Genomic DNA, 23,523 nt, shown 5'->3' on the forward strand with positions numbered 1-23,523 from the left:
TTCAGCCGTTCCCTTCCTCGGTCCTGACCCACGGTGTGCCGTCGGCGGCGGTGCCGAGCCGGATCCGGCTCCCCGGGGCCGGGCGGCGGGCCAGGAAGTGGGCGACCACGGCCGCCCGCAGCCGTTCCAGTTCGTTGCGGATCTGACGGCCGCCGTAGGCCTGGTGCTCCGGGTCGCTCATCCGCGCGGTGATCCAGGGGTGCAGGGTGTCCGTGTCGGGGACCAGCTCGATCTGGTGGCGTTCGCGGACGGACTCGGCGAGCTGGCCCAGCAGCCGGTCGGCGATCTTCACGATGTGCTCGCGGCGCAGCATGTCGAAGACGACCACACCCGGCTTGAGGCGGCCGTAGATCTCCGGTCGGCCGATCACCCGGAACTTCTCCTCCACGGCCCGGGTGAAGTGCGCCTCCAGGGCGGAGTACGGCACGTCCTCGCCGCCTTCCGACAGCAGACCCTGGACGGCCTCCGCGCCCGTGTTGGAGGTGAAGATGATCAGGCACTGGGAGAAGTACGCGGTCTGGCCGCGGCCGTCGGTGAGCCGGCCGTCCTCCAGGATCTGGAGGAACTTGTCCAGCACCCGGGGGTGCGCCTTCTCGATCTCGTCGAAGAGGAGGACGCTGAACGGCCGCTCCTGGACCCGGCGGGTCAGCTCGCCGCCCTGTTCGTGGCCGATGTAGCCGGGCGGCGCGCCCGCGAGCCGCTCGGCCGCGTGTTCCTGCTGGTACTCGCTCATGTCGAAACGGGCGTACGCGCTCTGGTCGCCGAACATCAACTCGGCGACGGCCTTGGCGAGTTCGGTCTTGCCGACACCGGTCGGGCCGACGAAGAAGAACGCGCCGCGGGGGCGGGCGGTGCCGGAGCCGCCGAAGTCGACGCCCACGAACGCCGCCTGCAGCGCGGCGGCCACCGCGTCGACGGCCTTGGACTGGCCGACCACCCGGGCGCCCAGGACGCCGGCGGCGCGGGCGACGGTCTCCCGGTCCAGCTGGGTCCACGGGTCGACGCTCACGTTGAGCCGGTGCAGTTCCAGGAGTTTGTCCGGTTTCTGCAGGGGTGCGTCGCGCAGCCAGGAGGTCCGGGCGAGCGCGTCGATGTCCCAGCCGGACATGCCGTCGGTCGCGCCGACCAGGGCCTCCAGGTCGTGGCGTGCGGCGTCCGGGGCGCCGTTGAAGTCGCCGCGCAGCCAGGTCAGCCAGAGACGGCGCTCGCTGGGGTCCGGCGGGCCGATGTGCAGGGTGGCGATCCGGGGGTCCTCCAGGTGGAACCAGCCGGGCAGCCGGCCGACGTCGCCCACCGCGCACAGGACGGCGTTGCGGGCGTGCGGCGGCCTGCCCGACAGGGCCGAGCGAGGGGTCACGGCGTCCGTCATCGCGGCGCGAAGGCGCAGATAGCCGGCGTTCGACTCCGGCTGGCCGGGTGGGAGGTGGTGGTCGACGTCCTGGAAGACGAAGGCGGTGGCCGCGTCGGGCGAGGCGGCGAGCCGGTGCGCGGTGGCGACCACGTCGTCGAAGGCGCGCGGGGGGCCGGCCGCGCGGGGGGAGAGCAGGCTCGACCGGTCCCGGTCGCGTTCGGCGGCGCGCTGGGCGCGCGGGTGGGACCGGTCTGCCCCCCGGTCGCCGCTCCCGTTCCCACCCCGGTTCTCGCCCCGGTTCCCGCCTCTGTCCCCGCCCTGGTTCTCCCAGGGGCGGGGCTCTCTTCGGTCACTGTTTCCGGCATGGTTCCCGGGGGCCGTGCGCGGCCGGTTCGCCTCCAGTTCGGCGAAGCGCTCCGCGTGGCCCGGCAGCGGGAAGGTGAGCCCGGCCACCGGGTCCCACCAGCCCACCACATCGGCGCCGCGCGCTTCCAGGACCCCGGCGACCAGCTCCCGGAAGGAGGCGGGCCGGTCCTCGAACCACCAGCGGTCCCGGATCTGCCCGTTGAGGATCACCTGCCGGCCGCGCCGCAGCTCCCAGCCGAGCGACACCGCCCACAGGGGCATCATGCCGTCGGCGGTGACGGGCCCCGTACCGTCCTCGCCCTTGGTGAGATCGGCCGTGCTCATGGGGTCGTCCACCGCCAGGAGGTGTCGCGGGGCAGCGGCTCGGCGCGCCGGCCCGGCGGTTTGCCGTCCCAGGTGAGCTCACCCGCCACGAAGCCGTCGTCGCCGCCCAGCGCCTCGTGCACCCGCTCCAGCAGCGCCTCGGTGGTGTCGCACACCGCCTCGTCCTGCGGGGCGTACAGCGTCACGTCCGGCTCGCCCTGAACGTGGTAGACGAGGACGGGTGTGCCGTCGTCCTCGGTGGCGACCGTGGTCTCGTACGCCGCCCCGGTCGGCCGCGTGAAGTGCAGCCGGAAGCTGCCGCCCCGGTCCTCGCCGCCCTCGAAGGCGAACCCCTCGCCGGTCATCGCGTCCCGGAGGGCTTCCACCAGGTCCCGGCGCCGCCGGTAGGCCAGCTCCAGTTCGTCGAGCCGGCGCTCGGCGTCGGGGAGCCGGCCCTCCAGACCGGCGACCGCCTCCAGGGCCTCGGCCGCCGAGCGGGCGGTCAGCGCGTCGGTGACGGCGCGCAGGGCGTCCCCGATCTCGTCGGCGAGGCCCGGGTCGCCGAGATCGGCGGCGGTGTCCACGACACCCTCGGCGGCAGGGCGTACGACGCCGAGCCGTTCGGCGGCCTCCGCGAGGGCCAGCTCCACGGCCGCCTCGGCCGCCTCGGCGCGCTCGCGCTCGGCCGCCTCGGCCGCCTCGCGCTCCTGTTCCGCGAGGGCCTGCCGCTCGGCTGCCTCCCGCGCGTCCGCGACCGTCGCCGCATGCCGGGCGAGGGCGTGTTCGACCGTGCCGAGCAGGGCCTCGAAACGGACCTCCTGGTCCGGTCCGGTGGCCGAGCGCAGCCGGCCGAGCAGATCCGCGCAGCGCCGGTGGCCGTCCGCGTCGAGGGCGGCGCCGTCGGGGCCGGCGGTGCGGAACCGGTGCTCCAGGCCGGCCAGGGCGGCGGCACGGTCGTCCGTACGGCCTCCGGACGCTCCCGGGCGCAGGCTCACGACCCGGCCGCGCAGCTCCTCCACCGCGTCCCCGAGCCGCTCCCCGCGGGCGGCCCGCGCCCGCAGTCCGGCCAGCTCCCGTTCCAGGGCGCCGATACCGGACGGGGCCCCGGACCGCTGGGCCTCGGCGATCAGCTCCCGTACCTCCTCGAGACCACGCTCGTCGGCCCGGGTCTGCTCCGCCCGCGCACGGGCCAGCCGGGCGTTGTGCTCGGCCGTCCGCCGGGCCGCCAACTCCGCGTCCCTGCGGGCGATCTCGGCGCGGGCGCGGTCCCGTCGGGCGGCCGCCTCCTGGGCCAGCCGGGCCCGCTCGGCGGCCCGTCGGCGCTCCCGGGCCCGGCGCTCCTCGGCCCGGCGCCGGCGTTCCGCCGCCTCCCGCTGGGCGTACAGCGCGCCGACGCGGACGCTGCTGTACTTCGGTGATCCGCTCATCGTTCCCTCCGTGCCTCGGTGTGCAGCACGAACCCCCGCGCCGCGAGCTGTTCCTCGAGTCCCTCCCGGAATCCGGGGGTGGGCGGCACCCCGGCCCAGGAGAGGGTTCCGTCGGCGTCCACCGACACTTCGATCCCGGCGGTCGTGTCCGGCTCGGCCAGGGCCCTGAGGTACCGGTCGGTGAGCGGGACCAGCCGCTGGTTGTCCGAGCCGCGCCAGCGCAGGCCGCCGTGGCGTGCCGCGCGGTAGGGCCCGTCGACGAGCAGGTCCAGCCGCTGGAGCAGGGCGAGCCGGTCCGGGCCGCCGCGCCGCAGCGCCTCGTGGCGGAAGCCGGAGTAGGCCATCGCGCCGAAGTCCGGGCGCCGCTCCCGCACCGTGTCGAGCAGCTCGGCCAGCGCCCCGGCCTGGCTGAACGGCTCACCGCCGGAGAACGTGACGCCCTCGATGCCGTCCAGCCGGCACAGCCAGTCGGCGAGGTCGGCGACCGTCCGGCTGGTGCCGCCCTCGAAGGGCAGGGTCTCGGCGGCCACGCAGCCCCGGCAGCGCAGCGGGCAGCCCTGGACCCAGAGGACCGCGCGGGTGCCGGGGCCGAGGACCGTGCAGCGGTCCAGGGTCCGGGCGACGGAGAGACGGGTCGTGGACAGGGGGGTCGTCATGCCTGCTCCTGTGGCGGGCCGGGGTAGCTGTCGGCGTTCCGTTCGGCCTGGTCGCACCACGGGCACCACGGCCGTTCCACGGTGTGGAGGTGGCGGGTGTTCACCGCGCACACCTTCAGCCGGCCCGGTGCCAGTTCGGCCGCGAGGGCCTCGGCCCACTCGGCCGCCGTCGGCCGGCGGCGCGCGGTCCCGAACGCCGACCGGAACAGTTCCGCGAGCCGCCTCGGCAGCAGGTCGGCGGGCGGCGCGGTGCGGGGCAGCAGTACCGACGTACGGTCGACGATCCGGCAGCGGCCGTGCAGCACGTTGTCGTCGTACGAGAGGTAGTCGCCGCCGTCCGCCGGGTGGCCGGCGAACGGGTGCAGGCCGGCCATCAGGAGCTGGTGGGCCAGGACGGCCAGGGCGAAGTCGTCGGATGCGGGGTCCGGTGGCGTGCCGGCGGGGGCGCCGATCCGCTCGGGGGCCGTGTAGCCGGGGGTGCGCATCCGGCCCGGGAACACCTCCCGGCCGTCCGTGAACTGCCAGGAGTCGACGTCCGTCATGCCGATCCGGCCGGTGTCGTCGACCCAGAGGTTGTCGGGCTTGAGGTCGCCCACCACATAGCCCTCGGCGTGCAGCTCGCCCAGCAGCCGGGCGAGGGCGAGGGCGGCGCGCAGGGCGGTCGCCCAGGTCGCCCGGGGCGGGAAGGTACGCCGGGCGGAGGGGGTGAGGAGGTGGCTGAACGGCTGGTAGGCGTGCCGCATGTCGGTCATCACGTACCCGTCGACGCGGTCGCTCCCGCTGCCGTGGGCCGCGTGCACGGGGACCAGCGGCCAGGCCAGCCGGACGGGTGTGCCGGAGAGCAGGCCGACGGTGCGGGGTTCGCGGCGCTGGCGCACCAGGCGGGCCACACGGCGCCGGTAGGCCTCGGGGTCGGGCGGGTCGGGGACGAGCTTCGCGACGAGGGGGCGGGCGTCGTCGACGCCGTACACGAATCCCTCCGAGCCGCTGCCGATCTGCTCGGTGAGCCGCCAGGTGTGTCCGGTGCCGGACACCACGGTCAGTCCCACGCTCCACCGCCTTCCACCAGCGCGCACAGGACGGTCAGATCGTCACCTGTCCGGCCGGCCTCCGGCCCGGAGAGCCGGCGTCGAAGGGGCTCGGCGTCTCCGTGGTTCGCGCGGAGCGTGGCGGCGAGGCCGAGGAAGAAGCGCCCGGCCGGTAAGGGGCCCGCCTCCGGGGGGAGGCGGTGGACGGAGGGATGGTCGAGGGTGAGGGCGGCGCAGCCGTCGGTGGCCAGGACCACGGCGCTCAGTTCCGGTTCCCAGACGGCGAAGGAGCGTAAGCGCAGTGCCGCGCCGGGGGAGGAGAGGAAGGGGGGTGGGACGGCGGGCGGGGGGAGGACCAGGTGGCAGCGGTCGTCGCGGGTCACCAGCGTGCCGAAGCAGTCGCCCAGGGAGAGGAGAGCCACCCACGGTGGGCGTACGACCGCCGCGGCGAGGGTGGCTGCCAACGTGCCGGGATCCGGTGTGCCCGAGGTGCCCAGCACCCCTGTCACCGCCCTCAGGTACTCCTCGACCACCCGCTTGCCCCGCCCGGCGGCCCACGCCGTCCACGCCTCCGGTGACGCGTCGGCGTCCGGTATGTCCTGTGCCAGGAGGCGGCAGGCCGCGTCGACCGCTATGTGGGCGCCCAGGGCGCTGCGGTCGCGGCTGCTCGCGCCGTCGGACACCGCCAGGACCGCCGTGTCGCCCAGGTCCACCGCCTTGAACGCGTCCTGGCAGCCCTGCCCGGTGGCGAGATGGGCGGTGCCCTGGACGGAGGCGCCCGCGATGATCACCGAAGGTCCCTCTCCAGCCTGTCCATGCGCGCGAGCCGGGCGGCGCGGTCGTTCACCTGCTGGTGGATGAGGTCCGCGTCCTGGTCCGGGCTGCTGTCGTCCGTGCTCTGGAAGAGCAGGTCGAGGATCCGGCCGAAGTCCAGGTTCTCCAGCGGGGACGTGGCCTTGGGCGCCAGTACCCGCAGCATCGGCAGGTCGGCCCCGCGCACCCCGATCACCTGGAAGACCCACTCCCCCTGCTCCTCGCCCCGGCGCACCCGTCCCGCCGTCCCCGCCAGGGCCGCCGCGTCCAGGGGGCGGCCCTGGGCGTCGCTCGGTGCGCCGTCCGTCAGGACCCACAGGAAGGGGCGCCGGACCGGCACCCGCTCCCGCTGCAGGGTGCGGTAGCGGGCGCGGGCCAGGCCGAGGGCCGTGTCCACGGCGTCCGTCAGCCGGGTCAGGCCTTCGGCGCGCAGCGTGGGCGGGTGCATGCTGTCCACCGGGACGAAGAGCCGGTCGGTGTCGGCTTCCTCGACCGGTACCAGGCGGCCCGGGCCGGGGTCGTGGACCCGTACGGCCGAGTCGAAGGTGACGAGACAGACCTCCACCCGGGTGCGCAGCCGCTCCTGTGTGCGCACCTCACCGAACCAGCGGGTCAGGGCGTCGTTCAGCTCGTCGATCCGCGGGTGTTCCGCGGGGCGGCCCATGGACGCGGAGGTGTCGAGGAGGAGGACGACGGGCTGCCGCTCCTCGAAGCCGGCCCCGAACCCGATGTCGTGCACGCTCATCCGGCCACCGCCCCGGTGCCGTCGGCGCGGGCCACCAGCCGCTGCCGTTCCGGATCGTGGCGCACGGTGACGGCCGTACCCGGAGGCAGTCCGGGCGGCTCGGGGACCATGCGCAGCAGGACACCTTCGACGAGTACGTACGTATCCGGGGCGGGCCAGGTCACCGTGCGACCCGTGCAGCCGTGCGCCCACTCAACCATCCCCCTGGTCATGCGGCCACGGTAGGGGACATGGGTATCAACCGGCCTTCCGTTTGCGTGAATTGACACACTGTCGACAACACCGGGGGAGGCCCGGCGGGTGACGCGAGCCGCCCAGGGGGGAGGCTCCCCCACTGCACCCCGCCCGAGCGACCCGCCCCTCAAGTCAAACGGACCGGCCGGGCGCCGACTGGTCGCGCGCCGGGCGGGTCCTGGCCGGGATCCGCTCCACCACGCGCGCCGCCTCCGCGTCCCGCACCACGAAGTGCACCTCCCAGCGCGCCCCGCGCGCGAGTTCCGCCTCGACGGCGCTCCACACCGCGGAGGCGCTCACCGGGTACGCGAGCCCGCCGCGCCCGGAACCTAGCAGCGGGAAGCAGACCGAGCGCAGGGGCGGGGTGTGCCGGTCGTGCTCCTCGGCCAGCAGCGCGAGCGCGCGCGAGGTGGCGCGGGTGATGTCGGCGGGCAGCACGTCGTAGTCATTGGTGCCGGCCCGGGGTACGGCCACCGCCGCGTGGTAGATCCGCCGTACGCCGTACGCGGCCAGGGCTCCCGAACCGGTCGCCGCCACCGTGCCCGGCACCACCGGACGCCCCGACGTGCCGTGCCGGGCCGCCCAGGTGCGCAGCTCGTCGTGGACCGGGTCGTCCAGCAGGTCGCCGGTCACCCCGCGCACGGAGGCGGCCCGGCGCAGCGAGGCGGAGACCGAGGACTTGTACGGCTCGGGCAGCGCGAAGTAGGTGTTGGCCGGGGAGACCACCACGTCGACGTCCCGCAGCAGGTCGACGGGGTGGATGTGCAGGGTGAGGCGTACGGTCCGCTCGCCCGCCAGGACGTCCACGCTCCGGTGGGTCTCACCCGCCCAGTCGTCCCCGCCCGGCTCGCCGCCGCCCTCCACCAGTTCCACGATGTGCTCGGCCACCTGCCCGAGCACCATCACCTCGTGGTGCTTGCGGAAACGCTCCTCGCTCACCCGGTACACCTCGGCCGCGCGGGCCCGGCGGGAGGACGCCGGCCAGTCCCGGGTGCCCTGGGCCAGGCCCAGCGTGTACTCGGCGGCGGTGCGCAGCGTGCCCGCGTCGAGCCGCTCCACCGCGCGGCGCAGCAGCGCCTCCACGGCGCCCTCGCGGGTGCGCGCGGGCGCCAGCGAGGCCGCGGCCGACTCCAGGGCGGGCAGTGCACGGCCGCGCAGCCTCAGCAGTCCCGCCCGCCGAACCGCCTGTAAGTCCACGAGAAGTGACGCATGGTCAAGGGACGGTGGGGCCATGCCGTCCACGATGGCACCCCGTGTGACACGTGAACAAGCGGGCGGCGGGCGGAAGGCCGGGCTCAGCGGTACAGCGGCTCCTTGATCGCCGAGCGGAGGGGTTCCAGCAGCTGGTTGGCCTCCTTGACGCCGTCCGGGGAGCCGAGGTCCGGGATGCTGCGGTACGGCAGTGCCTCGAGCGGTCCGTCCGCGCGCTCCGCCAGGCGGTCCCCGAACAGCACCAGGACCCGCCGTGACGGGTTGCGTTTCGAACCCCAGACCATCCCCGCGGCCTCGGGTGCCTGGGCCCGGATCTCCCGTGCCCACCGCCGCGTGCGCCGGTAGTGGTCCGGCCCCTCGTTCTCCAGCAGGCGGTTGTCCTGGCAGACGGCGGCGAGGGCCGCTCCGGAGCACAGCGAGACCAGTCTCAGCTCGCACCGGGTCCGCACCACGCTCAGCGAGTTGCCCCGCACCTGCGCCCAGAGAACCAGTCGCATACTGGTCTCCGGGTCGTAGGGGACCGAGCGCAGCAGGGTCTCGGCGAGCGCGGTCTCCGGGTCCGTCGCCGCGTACAGACAGGGGTACGGATCCTCCGGCGTGGCGTCGAAGCGGCCGTACGTGCGGTTGCCCGGGACGAACGGCTTGAACTCCTCGGCCGCGTACCGGGACGAGTGCATCCGCCACAGCTGCGTACCGGCGGGCAGCACCTCCCAGTGCGGCCGGAAACGGAACGCGGAGGGCGACACGGTTTCCTCGTGCATCAGTCCCCCTCCACCAGCGCGACGGCCGCGCCCACCAGTTCGCGGTCCGGCCGGATGCCGAGGAGCGCGGCGGGCGGCCCGCCGCCCAGCCACGCGTTGCCGCTCAGCCACCAGTCGGCGGCTCCCCACGGATCCGCGTCGGCGAGCAGCACCCGGTTGACCTCCAGGACGACCTCGTAGGGTGCTCCGCCCCCGGGCCTGAACTGGAACTCCGGGTAGCGGTCGCCGAGGTCGGGGTCGGCGAGCCGGATCAGCTCCGGCGGCGGCGCCGAACCGCGGTACCGGGTGCGCACCTCGTCGGCCGAGAGGGCGGGCGCGTGCAGCAGCCTGCGCTCCACGGCGGCGATGACGGCCGCGGTGTCGGGGGGCGGGGGCGGACCGGCCGCGAGCCGGGCCAGCAGGTCCCGCGTCCGCAGGACCGCCGGTGGGCCGACGGGGGCCGTACCGACGAGCCGCACCGCCTCCAGTGCCTTCCGGGCCGGATGGCCGAACGGCAGCGGCACCAGGCAGTGGCGTACGGCCTGGAAGGCCCGCCGTACGGCCCTCAAGTCGTCCGGCGGGGTGTCGGCGAGCGCGCGCAGACGGGTGAGCAGGAGCTGGTACTGCTCGTCGGTCAGCTGGGCACGGATGCTGTCGTGGTGTTCGTCGATGACGCCGAGCACCCTCGTCCCACTGTCCTCACCCGGGGTCATACGGTCTCCTCTCCCCGGCCGGGGTGGCCCTGATGGATGAACGCGGCCCAGATCGCGGGCCGCCCGAGGTCGGGGCGGCCGATGTCCGGCCGCAGCTGGTCACTCAGCCGGCCCGGATCCCTCCGGTCGGGGTCGAGCATCCACAGCTGCGCGGCCCGCAGTGCGTCGACGGGGCTGAGCCCGGCCCGCAGATGGTGGTGGAAGACCGCCATCAGCAGGGCCGACGCGTCGTCCCGGACGGTCCACCGCGATCCCACGACATCGCGTGCGCCGCCCGAGACGAACGCCGTGGTGAGGGTCAGGGCCTCGTCGTGGTCGCGGGTGCTCAGGTCGGTCTCGCAGGCGCTCAGGACGATCAGCGGGCCGTCCGGCGCCGCCGGTCCGGCGGGCTGCGGCCGGTCGAGGAGCCGGGTCACGGTGAGCGGGCCGAACTCCTCGTCCGGGCTGGCGGGGGCGAGGTGCAGGGCCGACTCCGTCGGCCGTACCCCCGCCATGCCGTGCGTGGCCAGGTGGACCATCGAGTGGTCCTGGGCGAGCAGGGCCAGCAGCTGGTCGGGGGTCCCGTCCGGCACGGAGCCCTCCGGGAGGGAGACGAAGCCGCCGTACAGCCGAGCCCCCGGATAGAAGGCGTTGCGCAGCTCCAGGACCTCCAGCTCGGCATACGTCAGGTCGAGGCTCCAGTCGGCCACCAGGGCGGGGGCGGAGACCGGATCGCGCGGCGCGCGCTCGATCGTCCGCAGGAACTGGCCGCCGGAGGCCGCGTAACTGATCACCAGGGCCTGGCAGAGGTAGTCGTACGGAGCGTCCGCGGGAAAGCGGGCCGCGTGCCAGGGGACGATCCCGAGGCGGCCGCAGGGGACCAGGACGACCCGGGGGGTACGGCGGCCGGGCTCGTCCGGCAGGTGCGCGCGCAACCCGGCCAGCACATGGTCGAACACCTCGTACGCCCAGTCGCACAGCTCGGACAGGGCCTCCTCCCAGGCCGCCTCCGCCTGGGCGTCGCCGTGGTCCCGGGAGCGGGCCGAGGCCGCGTCCAGGTACCGCTCCAGGGGCCCGCTCTCCGTTTCGGCCAGCATGGGCAGGCCGCCCACACCGATGCCGATCTCGGGGCCCACGGCCAGCACCATCCCCGGGGCCTCGCCGCCGCTGCCGGGGACCAGGTAGATCAGGGCGTCCGCGCCGGCCTCGCCGACGCCGTCCGCCAGCTCGCGCAGGGTGGGGGTGGCGAGCAGGCCTCCCCGCTCCCGGTAGCCGAGGGCCTCCAGGGCCTGCCGGCGCAGGGTGCTGGGGAGCTCGGCGGGCAGCTCGTCGCCCTCCGCGGCACCCGACTCCCGCCAGGCGGCGGCGAGCCGGGGATGCCCGCGCTCCTCCAGCAGGTCCGGTACGGCCCGGGAGGTGGCCGCCGCCTGCAGCACCAGCGCCCGGCCCAGCTCCAGGGCGGCGACGGCGTCGTCCACCTTGTCGCGCGCGGCGGCCCACAGCGCGGCCCGCACACCGAGGGAGGCGCCGTTGCGGGCGGTCGCCAGGCGGTGTTCGGCGCCGTGCTGGAGGACGACGTCGGCGGCGAGGGTGGCCAGGGCCTCGTTGGCCGCCTCGACGGAGGCGTCCGCGTCGGACTCGCTCCCCTCCCGGCGCCATCGGGCCCGGTAGGACTCGGCGAGCGACCACAGGGACTGGGCGGCGATGCGCGGGGCCCTGCCCTGGCGGACGTGCTCGCGCAGCCGCTCCAGGGTGGTGATGGCGGCGCTGAGGTCCGCCGGGTCCTCGGTGAGGCCGAAGCGCATGCCGAGGCGGTTCGCGGCGGAGTGCAGCTGGTCGGCGGGGGCGTTCGGTGGTGGTACGTCCCCGTCAGGGATGAACGCCGCGTCGTCGGTGAGGTAGGCACGCAGGGCCGCGAGGTCGGGGACCATGGCGTCCAGCTCCCGCTCCCCGATCGGCAGGCTGCTGTTCCCCGCCGCGGTCCTGACGTCCTCGAAGTCCGTGAGGCCGCGCAGGAGCAGCTCCCGGTCCCCGGTGAACCGGCCGAGCATGAGGCGGGCCATGGCGCGGGTGACGAGGGCCATGGCGCGGAAGTCGTGGTCCTCGGGGACGGTGTCGGCCAGGGCCTCGGCGCGGGGCAGCAGGGTGCGCAGCCGCTCCACGTCCTCGGCCTGCCCGGCGGTACGGACGTCGGTCATCAGGCCCAGCACGTCCGCCATGATCGCGAAGCCGTCCGCCATGGGGATCGCACGGTCCGACTGGCGCCGCAGGTAGTCGGTGACCGCCGGGGTGTGCGCGAAACCGAGCGCCTGGTCCTGGAGGGTGCCGCCGGCGCCGTCGCTCAAGTGGAGCAGCATGGCCATCTGCCCCTCGAGGGCGTCCTTGCCCGGCATGCCGTCCGGCAGCCCGTCCAGCGCGTCGCGCAGCCGCCCGAGCTGCTGGTTGAGGGCGGCGGGGTCCCCGCCGCCGGCGTGGTTCAGGAAGTCCACGGACGTGCTGTGGACGGCCTGCCAGGCGGCGATGAGCCGACGGAAGTCCTCGGGGGTACGGGGCCCGGCCGGGGTGCCGGCGCCGGCGGGGGCCTTGCCGGCGGGGCCCGGGGCGGCGGGGTGGGTGCCGCGGGTGCGCGGGCCGGTTCCGGGCGCCGTGCCCGAGTCGTCCTTCGCACGCGGGTCGTTCGCACGCGGGTCGTCCTTCGGGCTCGCCTCGCTCTTCGGGCCCGTGCCCCCGGTCATCGTCGACAGCCAGGTCCCCATCATCTGCCGCATCTGCCGGGTGCCCGGCAGACCGTCGTCGGGTATGAGGCCGTCGAACAGGCCTGCGATCCCGTCGGCCGACGGACGGGCATAGAAGTCGCGCAGCCGCCGCAGGTGCCGCAGGTCCTCCGGGGGTAACGGGAGTTCGGCCGCGTCCGTCACCAGCTCCCGCAGTTCGGCTGCGAAGGCGGCCATCCCGCCCGGCCCCTTGCGCATGATCATGTCGAACATGGCGGTCGCGTCCGGCTCCGGTGCGAGCCCGCCCAGCATCTCCTGCAGCGGCATGGCGTGCGTCAGCAGGAACAGCGCGGCCCACCGCCGGTCCTCGACGCCGGCCACCGCCCCGGTCCTTGTCGCCGGGTCCCGCACGTCCCGCAGCAGACCGTGCGCCCGCTCCCGGTCCCCGGGCGTCCCGCCTCCGGCGGCGTGGCGCAGGGTGAGGGCACCGCCGAGCCATAACGTCACCGAGCTGAGCAGCTCCGGATCGTGGTCCAACAGCCTGGAGAGAGCGGTGAGTTCGGCGACCGAGTCGTCATGGGCCCGCGAGGCTCCGGCGACCTTGCCCGGCGCCGGCAGCAACGCCTTCGCCCGCCCGACGGCCTCAGCGGCCCAGGTTCGCAATCCCTGAACGCCACCGCTCTCCTCCGCTTCCCCCACCGGCACTCCTCACGTCCCGAGAACATCAACCGTCCGTCCCGATCTCCATGATGACGAGATGTGGGTCACAACGAGGCCCGATCGCCGAGCTTTTCCGGCTCTCGCCCGATCAACACCCGGAATCCGCCCGGGACACACCCGGACCGGTCCGGTGGCCCCGTGGACCGGGGCCGGACAGGCTCGGCCGGAACACCCCCGAAGCCCCCAGGTCCGCACGCATCCCGCGCCGCAACGCCCGCAGCCGGTCCCACAGGGCGTCGATCTCCTCCTGGGCGGCGTCGAGCGAGTCCCCCGGGCGGGGAACACCGTCGTCCAGGCGCCGGAGCCGGCCGTAGAGGGTGCCGAGCGCGTGGGTGACCTCGCCGGCCAGGGCGAGTACCGGGTCGGGCAGCCGCATCTGGGCCTCCGCGTACACGTCCCGGTGCAGATCCCGGGCCTCGGTGAGGCGCTGCCGTACCGCGCGCGGATCCTCCGTGCGGCTCAGGGCGTGCAGCTGGTCGGTGAGGGCGGCCAGGTACTGCCGGGAGGCGGTGTTGAGGGCGACGTAACAGGTACGCCGCTCCTCGGCCTCCCGCGCCCGTGCCCGCACCCGCTCGCTGCGCTCCCGCTCACGCTGCCGGCTGCGCTCGGCCGCGTGCTGGGTGAGCAGCGCCGACAGCAGGGTCCCGACCACCCCGACGACCGCCACGAGCGGCGCACCCGCGTCATTGACGTCCATCGCCCGCACCCCCGTATCGCCGTCCCCCTCCAGCGAACCGGTGCCGTACCCCCGCGGGGAACCCCACGCCCGGGCCCCGCCCGGTCTTCGCCCCGGGCCCGCCCGGGCGGCGAACGCCGTGACCGGCGCACCCACACCCCACGGGGCCCCTCCGGTCACCGTGAAGTGACCGGAGGGGCCCAGGACCGCTGCTGAGCAGCCCGTACGAAGCGGACCGGACCGCTACTGGTCGTCCCGGTCCGCGGCATCCTCCTCCGCCTGCTTCGCCTGCACCTCGGGATCCAGTCCGGAGGCACCGCTGCCGTCCACCGAGCTGAGCCGGCCGCCCGACTCGGGCACCTCGGTCGCGGCGGGCGGTTCCACCAGCCAGTCGGGGTTGGCCTGCCTGTCCCACCACTTCCAGGCCGCGAAGGCACCACCGGCCACCGCGGTCAGCAGCGCCAGCACCTTCGCCACCCGGCCGGCCCTGGACCGGCGCTCTTTCCTGCGGGCCAGCTTGTGGATGTCCTCCGCCGTGACCTGGCCACGCAGCGCGGCCAGGGCGGCGGCACCGCGCGCGGCGGCCTCGTCGCGGACCGGACCGGTCGCGGCCACGGCCTGCTCGATCCTCGGACGCGAGTACTCGGCGGCCTGCCGGGCCGCCTTCCGGGCGCGCACGGCGGCCTCGTGCGCCGCCAGGTCCACCTTGGGCGGCACATGTGTACGGGCTTGTTCCAGACGCGGGGCGAGCCGGGCGTCGTACTGCTCGCGGGCCTGTTCGGCGGCCTGCGATACCACGGGCGCCAGCCGTACGCGTGCCTCGTGCGCGTAGAGCGCGGCACGCTCCTTGGCCGTGTCGGCGTAGGGCGCCACCACTTCCGCGGCGTGCAGCACGCTGTCCTTTGCCGAGCCGGTCGCGGCGCGCACGCTGTCGATGCGGGTCACGGGTTCCTCCTCCTCGGTGGCGTACGGTATTTCGACTTTCCACCCTTTTACGGATCATGCCTGTCCGCGGTCAGCGCGGCATGCGAGGGCGGGCATATGGGTGCCGATCGCTCCCATCGGCTCGATCCGGGCGATACCCGGGCAACACGGGCCTGCCTCGACCCTGCCACGAAACACCGCCCAGCGCTGCCCTGCGGGCGGAACCCGTGGCCGCAGGACGACGTACGGGCCCGGCCGTGCGAGGATCGGGGAGTCACAGGAAGACAACGGAAGGCAGATCGTGGCCGAGCAGCTTTACGCCACCCTGAAGACCAACCACGGCGACATCGTGGTCCAGCTTTTCCCGAACCACGCGCCCGAGACGGTCAAGAACTTCGTCGAGCTGGCTCAGGGCGAGCGCGAGTGGACGCACCCCGGCACGGGTGAGAAGAGCAAGACGCCGCTCTACAACGGCACGATCTTCCACCGTGTCATCAGCGGCTTCATGATCCAGGGCGGCGACCCGCTGGGCACCGGCATCGGCGGCCCCGGCTACAAGTTCGGGGACGAGTTCCACCCCGACCTGTCCTTCAACAAGCCGTACCTGCTCGCCATGGCCAACGCCGGCCCGGGCACCAACGGCTCGCAGTTCTTCATCACCGTCGCCCCGACGACGTGGCTGAACCGCAAGCACACCATCTTCGGCGAGGTCACCGACCCGGCCAGCCAGAAGGTCGTCGACGCCATCGTCGCCGTCCCCACCGGCCGCAACGACCGTCCGGTCAACGACGTCGTCATCGAGTCGGTCGTCGTCGAGAAGCGCGAGGGCTGAGCGCCCCACCGCACCCCGGCCGGTACATCCCGCAGGGAACCAATCGCCCCGCTCGTCCGTACCAAGGATGAGCGGGGCGGGGCATTGCCGGGGGCAGTCCCACGACGAGCAAGGGGAACGGAACAGATGGACGAGGCCGCAGCCCGCGCGCAGAGCGCCCACCACGCGCCCGGGTGCTACCGCCACCCGGACCGCGAGACCGGCGTGCGCTGCACCCGCTGCGAGCGCCCCATCTGCCCCGAGTGCATGATCAGCGCCTCGGTCGGCTTCCAGTGCCCCGAGTGCGTGCGCGGCGGCAGCGGCACCGGACACCCCTCGACCGCCGCCCAGCCGCGCACGATCGCCGGCGGCACGCTCACGGCCGACCCGCGACTGCTCACCAAGATCCTGATCGGCGTCAACCTCGCGGTCTTCCTGGCGCAGATCGCCCTCGGCGACCGCTTCACCAACCGGTTCGAACTGATCGGACAGGCCTACACCCCCCTGCTCCCCGGGGTCCAGGGCATCGCCGAGGGCCAGTACTACCGCCTGCTGACCGCGATGTTCCTGCACGGCGGCTACGCCCACATCCTCTTCAACATGCTCAGCCTGTGGTGGATCGGCGGCCCCCTGGAAGCGGCCCTCGGCCGCGCCCGCTACCTCACCCTCTACCTCGTCTCGGGCCTCGCCGGCAGCGCCCTCACCTATCTGATCGCCGCACCCAACCAGCCCTCCCTCGGCGCCTCGGGAGCGATCTTCGGCCTGTTCGGCGCGACCGGCGTGCTGATGCGCCGGCTCAACTACGACCTGCGCCCGCTCGTCGCCCTGCTGGTGATCAACCTGATCATCACCTTCACCTGGGCGAACATCGCCTGGCAGGCTCACATCGGCGGCCTGGTCGCCGGTGTCGTCACCGGATACGCCATGGTGCACGCGCCGCGCGAGAGGCGGACGCTGGTCCAGTACGGCACCTGTGCCGTCGTACTCGCCGCCGTGGTGGTTCTCGCGCTGGTCAGGACCGCACAGCTCACCTGATACCGAACCGTTGTCCACAGGGCGTGGCGAATCTTGTGCACGGAGTGCGGACACAGCTGCGCCCCCTGTCGCTCGGATGTGTTTCCGCAGGTCAGGCAGGGGGCGAACAGATGTATAGGGAACACTGGGCCAGTCACACCGGCGTCAACGCCCGATGGGTTATCCACAGATGGTCTTTCTTTTTCCCCAAGTGGAAAACCTGTGGATAACTCAGTGGAGAGCCCTGGGCAGAGGTGCCACGGCAGTGCTGACGACGGCTACTTCCACTGCGTGGAGACGCCGAAACCGGCGGCGATGAAGCCGAAGCCGACCACGATGTTCCAGTTGTCCCACGAGTCGATGGGCAACGAGCCGTCGGTCACGTAGAAGACGACGATCCAGGCCAGGCCGATGACGAACATGGCCAGCATGACAGGGGCGACCCAGGCGTGGCTGTTCAGCTTGATCGCCTGCGCCTGCTTCGCCGGCGGCGGCGTGTAGTCGGCCTTCTTGCGGATACGTGACTTCGGCACGAGGGTCTCTCCTGTCGATGCGCTGCGTGGCCGCGCAGGGAACTGGGTCGGGCGCGTCCGTTAGCGTAGTGCTTCCGTGGCGCCGAAAGAGATAAGGGTACGTTGAGCAATTCTGCCGACTCCCCCGGGACGGGATCAACGGGTTCCGGCCCCGGTCCCGGCCGCGGGCTGCGCGTACGGCCGGTGCGCGTCCTCACCGCGGCTGTGTTCGCGCTGGCCGGGCTCATCTTCTTCACCAGCTTCAACACGGCCAAGGGCACGGACATCCGGCAGGACGGCTCCTTGCTGAAGCTGTCGGACCTGATCCAGCAGCGCAGCCGTAAGAACAAGGACCTGGACGAGTCCAACGCGGCCCTGCGCGGGAGCGTGGAATCCCTCGCCGAGAGCGACGACGGCAGCACCAGGGCGCAGGACCGCAGGCTCAGCGGGCTGGAGAAGAGCACCGGCACCCAGAAACTCACCGGCCGGGCCGTCACCGTCACCCTCAACGACGCCCCGCCCAACGCCACGGCCAAGCTCCCCGGCTATCCCGAGCCGCAGCCCGACTACCTGGTCATCCACCAGCAGGACCTGCAGGCCGTGGTGAACGCGCTCTGGCAGGGCGGCGCCCAGGGGATCAAGGTCATGGACCAGCGGCTGATCTCCACCAGCGCGGTGCGCTGCGTCGGCAACACGCTGATCCTCCAGGGCCGCGTCTACTCCCCGCCGTACAAGATCACGGCGGTCGGGGATCCGGACAGGCTGCAGCAGGCGCTCGCGGCGAGCAAGGCGATCCAGACCTACATGGTGTACGTCAACGTCTACGGCCTCGGCTGGAAAGTCACCGACGACGGGACGGTGACTCTTCCGGGGTACTCGGGCACAGTGGATCTGCACTACGCGAAGCCAGTGGAGTAGCAGGTCCCCTGTCAGGAGCCGCCGGTGCGCGTGATCGTCCGGACCGTCAGCGAGCTGTGCATCACCGTCGGCGCCCTGATCGTGCTCTTCGTCGCCTACCTGCTGTTCTGGACCGGTGTGCGGGCCGAGGGCGCCATGAACGACCAGGTGGACCAGCTGCACCGGCAGTGGTCGAAGGAGACCGTGCCGACGGCCGCCCCGGGCGGGAGGACGGGCAGGCGGACGGTCTCCGGGGCGAAGCCGGCGCCGTACCGCTACGGCAAGCCCTTCGCGATCATGTACATCCCGCGGCTCGGTTTCACGTGGAACAAGCCGGTCCTGGAGGGCACCGGCCGGGACGTGCTGGCGAAGGGCCTCGCCCACTACACGGGCACCGCGCCGCTCGGCCAGGAGGGCAACTTCGCGGTGGCCGGTCACCGGCGGACGTACGGCGACCCGTTCCTGGACTTCCCGAAGCTGCGGCCCGGGGACGCCGTCGTCCTCACGGACGGGACGACCTGGTTCACGTATCGGATCGACAAAGGCCCCTACAAAACCGTGCCGACGGACGTTGAGGTGATCGACCCTGTGCCACGTACGTCCGGGTACACGCGTCCGGGCCGCTATCTGACACTGACCACGTGCGATCCCGAATGGGGGCACAGTCACCGGCTGATCGTCTGGGCGCACCTTGACTCCACACAGTCCGTGGAGGCAGGCGAACCGAGGGCGCTGCGCCGTTAGTCTGGTGGCGTACGGCGTGAGTCCGGTGCCGTGGGGAGATGGAAGGAACGGCATGTACGGCTGGATCTGGCGGCATCTGCCGGGGAACGTGTGGGTGAGGGCGCTGATCTCACTCGTACTGGTCCTGGCCGTGATCTACATCCTCTTCCAGTACGTCTTCCCGTGGGCCGAACCGCTCCTGCCCTTCAACGATGTGACGGTGGACAACCAGTGAGCGCGCGGATTCTCGTCGTCGACAACTACGACAGCTTCGTCTTCAACCTCGTGCAGTACCTGTACCAGCTGGGTGCCGAGTGCGAGGTGCTGCGCAACGACGAGGTGTCGACGGCGCACGCCCAGGACGGCTTCGACGGGGTGCTGCTCTCGCCCGGACCGGGGACGCCCGAGGAGGCGGGGGTGTGTGTGGACATGGTCCGCCACTGCGCCTCGACCGGGGTGCCGGTCTTCGGGGTGTGCCTGGGCATGCAGTCGATGCAGGTGGCCTACGGCGGTGTGGTGGACCGGGCGCCCGAGCTGCTGCACGGCAAGACCTCGCCGGTGGAGCACGAGGGCAAGGGCGTCTTCGCGGGCCTGCCCTCCCCCTTCACCGCGACCCGCTACCACTCCCTGGCCGCCGAGCCGGCGACGGTCCCGGCCGAGCTGGAGGTGACCGCCCGCACGCACGACGGCATCATCATGGGCCTGCGGCACCGGGAACTCCCGGTCGAGGGCGTGCAGTTCCATCCCGAGTCGGTGCTGACCGAACACGGTCACCGGATGCTGGCCAACTGGCTGGTGGAATGCGGCGACCAGGGTGCCGTGGCGAGGTCGACGGGGCTGGCCCCGGTGGTGGGCAGGGCCACGGCGTGACCGCACTGCGCCCGGAGCGGGAGACCGATGCCTCGTACGGGGATCAGTCGTACGAGGCTTCCGGTGCGCTTGGGGACTGGGACGCGGCGGGCGCGGCGTACCAGGGGTCGTACGGGGAACGGCAGGAGGAGCCGCAGGAGCAGCCTTACCGGCCGCCCCTGGACGACGAGACGATGGCGCTGCGGATCACCGATCCGCCGCCGGCTCCGGAGACCGGGTCCATACGCGCCTCTGCGGCCCTTGCCGGCTCCTCCGCCACCGGAACCGCGGTGGGCGGGCGAGCGGCCCGCAGAAGGGCCGCCAAGCGGCGTGGTGGGCGCCATGGCGGCGGCCGGGAGGCCGCGCCCGCCGAGACCCCGAAGTCCGGCAGACCGCTGTCCCGGGTGGAGGCGCGGCGGCAGGCACGGCTGCGCAAGCCGGGCCCGGCCGTCGTCGTGAGCCGGGCGATCGGCGAGGTGTTCATCACCACCGGCGTGCTGATGCTGCTGTTCGTCACCTACCAGCTGTGGTGGACCAATGTCCGCGCCCACGCGCAGGCGGGCAGCGAGACGCACCAGCTCCAGGACGACTGGGCCAGCGGCAAGCGCAGTCCGGGTGTCTTCGCGCCCGGGCAGGGATTCGCCATCCTGCACATCCCCAAGCTGGACGTGGTCGCGCCGATAGCCGAGGGCGTCAGCAACCGGAAGGTCCTCGACAAGGGGATGGTGGGGCACTACGGCGAGCCCCCGCTGAAGACGGCGATGCCCGGTGACAAGACCGGCAACTTCGGACTCGCGGCCCACCGCAACACGCACGGTGAGCCGTTCCGGTACATCAACAAGCTCCAGGCCGGCGACGCGGTCGTGGTCGAGACACAGGACACGTACTTCGTGTACAAGGTGACCTCGATGCTGCCGGTGACGGCGCCGTCCAACACCAGCGTGCTGAACCCCGTTCCCAGGGGTTCGGGTTTCACCGAACCGGGCCGCTACATCACCCTCACCACCTGCACGCCGGAGTTCACGAGCAAGTACCGGCTGATCGTCTGGGGCAAGATGGTCGAGGAACGCCCGCGCAGCAAGGGCAAGCCGGACGCGCTCATCGAGTAGGGCATCGAGCAGGGCATCGTAGGGCCGAAGCGAGTAAGGGCAAGAACACTGTGGCAGCGACCGCCGACGACACCGAAGAACACACGGACGCGTCCGATCCGAATCCCGCCCCGCGCGGCCGGCGTCCCGGCCGTTTCGCCACGGCGGTCAGCGTCCTCGGTGAACTCCTCATCACAGCAGGCCTGTTGCTGGCCCTGTTCGTCGTCTACTCCCTGTGGTGGACGAACGTGATAGCGGATCGCAAGGCGGACAAGCGGGCCGACCAGGTCCGCGACCACTGGGCCCACGCGACGGACTCCACTCCGGGTGCGCTGGACACCAAGGACGGCATCGGCTTCCTGCACGTGCCGTCGATGCACAACGGCGAGGTCCTGGTCGAGAAGGGCACGGGCACAGACGTCCTCAACGACGGCGTGGCCGGCTACTACACGGACCCGGTCAAGGCGACCCTCCCCATGACCGGCAAGACCGGCAACTTCGCCCTCGCCGCCCACCGCGACGGCCACGGCGCGAAGTTCCACAACATCGACAAGATCGAGAAGGGCGACCCGATCGTCTTCGAGACGCGGGACGACTGGTACGTCTACAAGGTCTACTCGGTCCTGTCGGAGACCTCGAAGTACAACGTCAAGGTCCTCTCCCCGGTCCCGAAGGAGTCCGGCAAGAGGAAACCGGGCCACTACATCACCCTGACGACGTGCACGCCGGTGTACACCTCGGAGTACCGGTACGTGGTGTGGGGGGAGCTGGTCCGGGTGGAGAAGGTGGACGGCAAGCGGACGTTGCCGAAGGAACTGCGTTAGCGCGGTGCGGCGATCCCATGACCCGGACTTCGCACGGGCATGGTACGGAGCCGACGACGGCCCCGGGATTCCCAAGAATCCCGGGGCCGTCGTGACAGCGGAGCGCGGTGCCGGTCAGCCGTTGGGGCCGCCGAGGATGCCGCCGTTGTCGTTCCCGCCGCCGCCGAAGTCGAAGGTGTTCAGGACGATCTGGGTGTTGCTCGGATCGGCCTGGGTTCCCGCCGGCGGGTTCTGCTGGAGGACCCGGGCCTTGTCGTCGTTCGGTCCGTTGACCTGGATGTTCGTGTAGCCGCTCTGCTGGAGGATCTGCGTGGCCTCCTTCAGGGTCTTCCCCGTGACGTTCGGCACCTGGCCCTGTGTCTGCTGGCCGCCCTGGAACTTGCCGACGTTGAGGGTGACCGCCGAGTTCTTGGGCACCTGCTGGTTCGCCTGCGGGCTGGTCGAAAGGACCTTGCCGTCGTCGCCCTGGTTGGGGGTGGGGGTGTCGGTGCAGTTGGCGGACAGGCCCAGGTTCTGCAGCTCGGTCTTCGCGTCGTCGCAGGACTTGCCGACGAGGTCGGGGGGGATGGTGACCTTCTCCACGGGCTTGGCGACCGTGAGGGTGATCGTGGTGCCCTTCTGCTTGCTGGTGCCGCCCTTCGGGTCCTGTTCGATGACCACGTCGGGCGTCCGGTCCGACTCCTGGGTCTGCTTCACGACGTTGAACCCCTTCTCCTTCAGCTGGGACTCAGCGTCGGAGAACGAGGCGCCGCGGACGTCCGGCACGAGGACCTTGGGGGCGCCCGTCGAGATCACCAGGTTGATGGTGGTGCCCTTGGCGACCTTGGTGCCCTTGTCGGGGGTCTGCGAGCAGACGTTGCCCTTGGGCTGGTTGCTGCAGGGCTTCTTGTCGGACGTGTCGACCTTCAGGTCGACGTTCTCGGCCATCTTGCCGGCCGTGGCCGCGGACACACCGACGAAGTTCGGTACCGGCACCTTGCCGTCCCCGTTGTTGTGGCCGGTGGCCACCCACTTCCCGATCAGGATCGCGCCGATCAGGACGAGGATGCCCGCGACCACCAGGAGGACCGTGGAGGTGTGGGACTTCTTCTGCTGCCGGCCACGGCGGCCGGAGCCGTCGTCGTAGCCGTAGCCGCCGTCGTCCGGATTCATCGGCGGGAGCATGCTCGTGGCGCCCGCGCCGGCGTCGGAGCGCAGGGCCGTCGTCGGCTGGTCGTCGGGGTAGCCGCCGTAGCCCACCGCGCCCAGCGCGGCCGTCGCCGCGACCGGCTGGCCGTCCAGGCAGGCCTCGATGTCGGCGCGCATCTCGTCGGCCGACTGATAGCGGTAGTTCGGGTCCTTGACCAGCGCCTTCAGGACGATGGCGTCCATCTCGGGGGTGATCTCGGGGTCGAAGACCGACGGGGGCTGGGGCTCTTCCCGCACGTGCTGGTAGGCCACCGCCACCGGGGAGTCGCCCACGAAGGGGGGCCGTACCGTCAGCAGCTCGTAGAGCAGGCAGCCGGTCGAGTACAGGTCCGACCTCGCGTCGACCTGCTCGCCCTTCGCCTGCTCCGGCGACAGGTACTGGGCCGTACCGATGACCGCCGCCGTCTGGGTCATGGTCATGCCGGCGTCGCCCATGGCGCGGGCGATGCCGAAGTCCATCACCTTGACCTGGCCGTTGCGGGTCAGCATGACGTTGGCCGGCTTGATGTCGCGGTGGACGATGCCGTTGCGGTGGGCGTACTCCAGGCCCTGGAGGATGCCGATGGTCATTTCCATCGCGCGCTCGGGCAGGAGCTTGCGGCCGGAGTGGAGCAGCTCGCGGAGCGTGGAGCCGTCTACGTACTCCATGACGATGTACGGGATCGAGACCCCGTCGATGTAGTCCTCGCCCGTGTCGTAGACCGCGACGATCGCGGGATGGTTGAGCGAGGCGGCCGACTGGGCCTCCCGGCGGAACCGGGCCTGGAAGGACGGATCACGCGCGAGGTCCGCGCGCAGCGTCTTCACCGCCACGGTGCGGCCGAGCCGGGTGTCATGCGCGAGGTAGACCTCCGCCATGCCACCACGGCCGAGCACCTGGCCCAGCTCGTACCGGCCGCCGAGGCGACGCGGCTCTTCCATAGTTCCCTACCAGCCCTCTCCGTCGGTCTCGGCCGCCCACGTGTCGTGTGCGGCCGGAGGCTGCCGTCCGGGCCTACCGTACCCGGCTCGCTTTG

The 23,523-nt window shown here is 72.6% G+C and carries 23 protein-coding genes; 8 read left to right on the forward strand and 15 right to left on the reverse strand.

The annotated features are described in order from the left end of the window. Position 1: 1 nt before the first annotated feature. The 13 genes from ACWC94_RS06430 to ACWC94_RS06490 form a co-directional block, all read right to left on the reverse strand. The gene (locus ACWC94_RS06430; RefSeq protein WP_450795231.1) at positions 2-2,041 is read right to left on the reverse strand and encodes an AAA family ATPase; all 2,040 of its coding nucleotides are present in this window, start codon (positions 2,039-2,041) and stop codon (positions 2-4) included. After that, positions 2,038-3,447, reverse strand: a complete 1,410-nt coding sequence (locus ACWC94_RS06435) for a hypothetical protein (RefSeq protein ID WP_450795232.1) — start codon at positions 3,445-3,447, stop codon at positions 2,038-2,040. Before ACWC94_RS06435 ends, ACWC94_RS06430 begins: the two co-directional genes overlap by 4 nt. Beyond that, complete coding sequence (locus ACWC94_RS06440) at positions 3,444-4,103, reverse strand: 4Fe-4S single cluster domain-containing protein (RefSeq protein WP_450795234.1); 660 nt, start codon at positions 4,101-4,103, stop codon at positions 3,444-3,446. The genes ACWC94_RS06435 and ACWC94_RS06440 overlap by 4 nt, the downstream gene beginning before the upstream one ends. After that, positions 4,100-5,152, reverse strand: coding sequence for a protein kinase domain-containing protein (locus ACWC94_RS06445; protein ID WP_450795235.1), 1,053 nt, complete (start codon positions 5,150-5,152; stop codon positions 4,100-4,102). Before ACWC94_RS06445 ends, ACWC94_RS06440 begins: the two co-directional genes overlap by 4 nt. Further along, the gene (locus tag ACWC94_RS06450) at positions 5,143-5,922 is read right to left on the reverse strand and encodes a protein phosphatase 2C domain-containing protein (RefSeq protein ID WP_450795236.1); all 780 of its coding nucleotides are present in this window, start codon (positions 5,920-5,922) and stop codon (positions 5,143-5,145) included. The genes ACWC94_RS06445 and ACWC94_RS06450 overlap by 10 nt, the downstream gene beginning before the upstream one ends. Next, positions 5,919-6,689 (reverse strand): vWA domain-containing protein, encoded by a 771-nt coding sequence (locus tag ACWC94_RS06455; protein ID WP_450795237.1) that lies wholly within the window; start codon positions 6,687-6,689, stop codon positions 5,919-5,921. The genes ACWC94_RS06450 and ACWC94_RS06455 overlap by 4 nt, the downstream gene beginning before the upstream one ends. Beyond that, positions 6,686-6,901 carry a hypothetical protein gene (locus ACWC94_RS06460; RefSeq protein ID WP_450795238.1) on the reverse strand — a complete coding sequence of 72 codons (216 nt, stop codon included), beginning with the start codon at positions 6,899-6,901 and terminating at the stop codon, positions 6,686-6,688. The genes ACWC94_RS06455 and ACWC94_RS06460 overlap by 4 nt, the downstream gene beginning before the upstream one ends. A 154-nt stretch (positions 6,902-7,055) precedes the next feature. Then, complete coding sequence (locus tag ACWC94_RS06465) at positions 7,056-8,156, reverse strand: macro domain-containing protein (RefSeq protein ID WP_450795239.1); 1,101 nt, start codon at positions 8,154-8,156, stop codon at positions 7,056-7,058. Between the two features lie 62 nt (positions 8,157-8,218). Continuing rightward, a complete protein-coding gene (locus ACWC94_RS06470) occupies positions 8,219-8,896 on the reverse strand; it encodes an RES family NAD+ phosphorylase (protein ID WP_450795240.1) in 678 nt (225 codons plus the stop codon). Continuing rightward, on the reverse strand, positions 8,896-9,588 hold the full coding sequence (locus tag ACWC94_RS06475; protein ID WP_450795241.1) for a hypothetical protein: 693 nt from the start codon (positions 9,586-9,588) through the stop codon (positions 8,896-8,898). The genes ACWC94_RS06470 and ACWC94_RS06475 overlap by 1 nt, the downstream gene beginning before the upstream one ends. Beyond that, the gene (locus tag ACWC94_RS06480) at positions 9,585-12,980 is read right to left on the reverse strand and encodes a CHAT domain-containing protein (RefSeq protein WP_450795242.1); all 3,396 of its coding nucleotides are present in this window, start codon (positions 12,978-12,980) and stop codon (positions 9,585-9,587) included. Before ACWC94_RS06480 ends, ACWC94_RS06475 begins: the two co-directional genes overlap by 4 nt. 109 nt (positions 12,981-13,089) lie before the next feature. Then, positions 13,090-13,698, reverse strand: a complete 609-nt coding sequence (locus tag ACWC94_RS06485; RefSeq protein ID WP_450795243.1) for a hypothetical protein — start codon at positions 13,696-13,698, stop codon at positions 13,090-13,092. 222 nt (positions 13,699-13,920) lie between these two features. Further along, positions 13,921-14,622 carry a DUF5324 family protein gene (locus ACWC94_RS06490; protein ID WP_450795244.1) on the reverse strand — a complete coding sequence of 234 codons (702 nt, stop codon included), beginning with the start codon at positions 14,620-14,622 and terminating at the stop codon, positions 13,921-13,923. Positions 14,623-14,902: 280 nt separating this feature from the next. On the opposite strand from ACWC94_RS06490, the gene ACWC94_RS06495 reads away from it, so the two are divergent. Both ACWC94_RS06495 and ACWC94_RS06500 read left to right on the forward strand, forming a co-directional pair. Further along, positions 14,903-15,433 (forward strand): peptidylprolyl isomerase, encoded by a 531-nt coding sequence (locus ACWC94_RS06495; RefSeq protein WP_450795245.1) that lies wholly within the window; start codon positions 14,903-14,905, stop codon positions 15,431-15,433. A gap of 126 nt (positions 15,434-15,559) precedes the next feature. Further along, the gene (locus tag ACWC94_RS06500) at positions 15,560-16,447 is read left to right on the forward strand and encodes a rhomboid family intramembrane serine protease (RefSeq protein WP_450795246.1); all 888 of its coding nucleotides are present in this window, start codon (positions 15,560-15,562) and stop codon (positions 16,445-16,447) included. A gap of 257 nt (positions 16,448-16,704) precedes the next feature. Here the strand turns inward: ACWC94_RS06500 and crgA are convergent, their stop codons facing one another. Then, positions 16,705-16,959 (reverse strand): cell division protein CrgA, encoded by a 255-nt coding sequence (gene crgA, locus ACWC94_RS06505; protein WP_450795247.1) that lies wholly within the window; start codon positions 16,957-16,959, stop codon positions 16,705-16,707. Between the two features lie 102 nt (positions 16,960-17,061). Between crgA and ACWC94_RS06510 the strand changes: the two genes are divergently transcribed. The 6 genes from ACWC94_RS06510 to ACWC94_RS06535 are packed head-to-tail and all read left to right on the forward strand — an operon-like array spanning position 17,062 to position 21,319. After that, positions 17,062-17,856: a DUF881 domain-containing protein gene (locus tag ACWC94_RS06510; RefSeq protein WP_450795248.1), complete on the forward strand. Its 795-nt coding sequence runs from the start codon at positions 17,062-17,064 to the stop codon at positions 17,854-17,856. A gap of 24 nt (positions 17,857-17,880) precedes the next feature. Then, positions 17,881-18,579 carry a class E sortase gene (locus tag ACWC94_RS06515; protein ID WP_450795249.1) on the forward strand — a complete coding sequence of 233 codons (699 nt, stop codon included), beginning with the start codon at positions 17,881-17,883 and terminating at the stop codon, positions 18,577-18,579. A 52-nt stretch (positions 18,580-18,631) separates the two neighbouring features. Beyond that, a complete protein-coding gene (locus ACWC94_RS06520) occupies positions 18,632-18,793 on the forward strand; it encodes a hypothetical protein (protein WP_208614037.1) in 162 nt (53 codons plus the stop codon). Further along, on the forward strand, positions 18,790-19,428 hold the full coding sequence (locus ACWC94_RS06525; RefSeq protein WP_450795250.1) for an aminodeoxychorismate/anthranilate synthase component II: 639 nt from the start codon (positions 18,790-18,792) through the stop codon (positions 19,426-19,428). The genes ACWC94_RS06520 and ACWC94_RS06525 overlap by 4 nt, the downstream gene beginning before the upstream one ends. After that, positions 19,425-20,516: a class E sortase gene (locus ACWC94_RS06530; protein WP_450795251.1), complete on the forward strand. Its 1,092-nt coding sequence runs from the start codon at positions 19,425-19,427 to the stop codon at positions 20,514-20,516. Before ACWC94_RS06525 ends, ACWC94_RS06530 begins: the two co-directional genes overlap by 4 nt. 50 nt (positions 20,517-20,566) lie before the next feature. Continuing rightward, a complete protein-coding gene (locus tag ACWC94_RS06535) occupies positions 20,567-21,319 on the forward strand; it encodes a class E sortase (protein WP_450795252.1) in 753 nt (250 codons plus the stop codon). A 114-nt stretch (positions 21,320-21,433) separates the two neighbouring features. Here the strand turns inward: ACWC94_RS06535 and pknB are convergent, their stop codons facing one another. Beyond that, positions 21,434-23,428 carry a Stk1 family PASTA domain-containing Ser/Thr kinase gene (pknB, locus tag ACWC94_RS06540; RefSeq protein WP_450795253.1) on the reverse strand — a complete coding sequence of 665 codons (1,995 nt, stop codon included), beginning with the start codon at positions 23,426-23,428 and terminating at the stop codon, positions 21,434-21,436. Positions 23,429-23,523: the final 95 nt, after the last annotated feature.

The organism is Streptomyces sp. NPDC001135 (assembly GCF_053598395.1).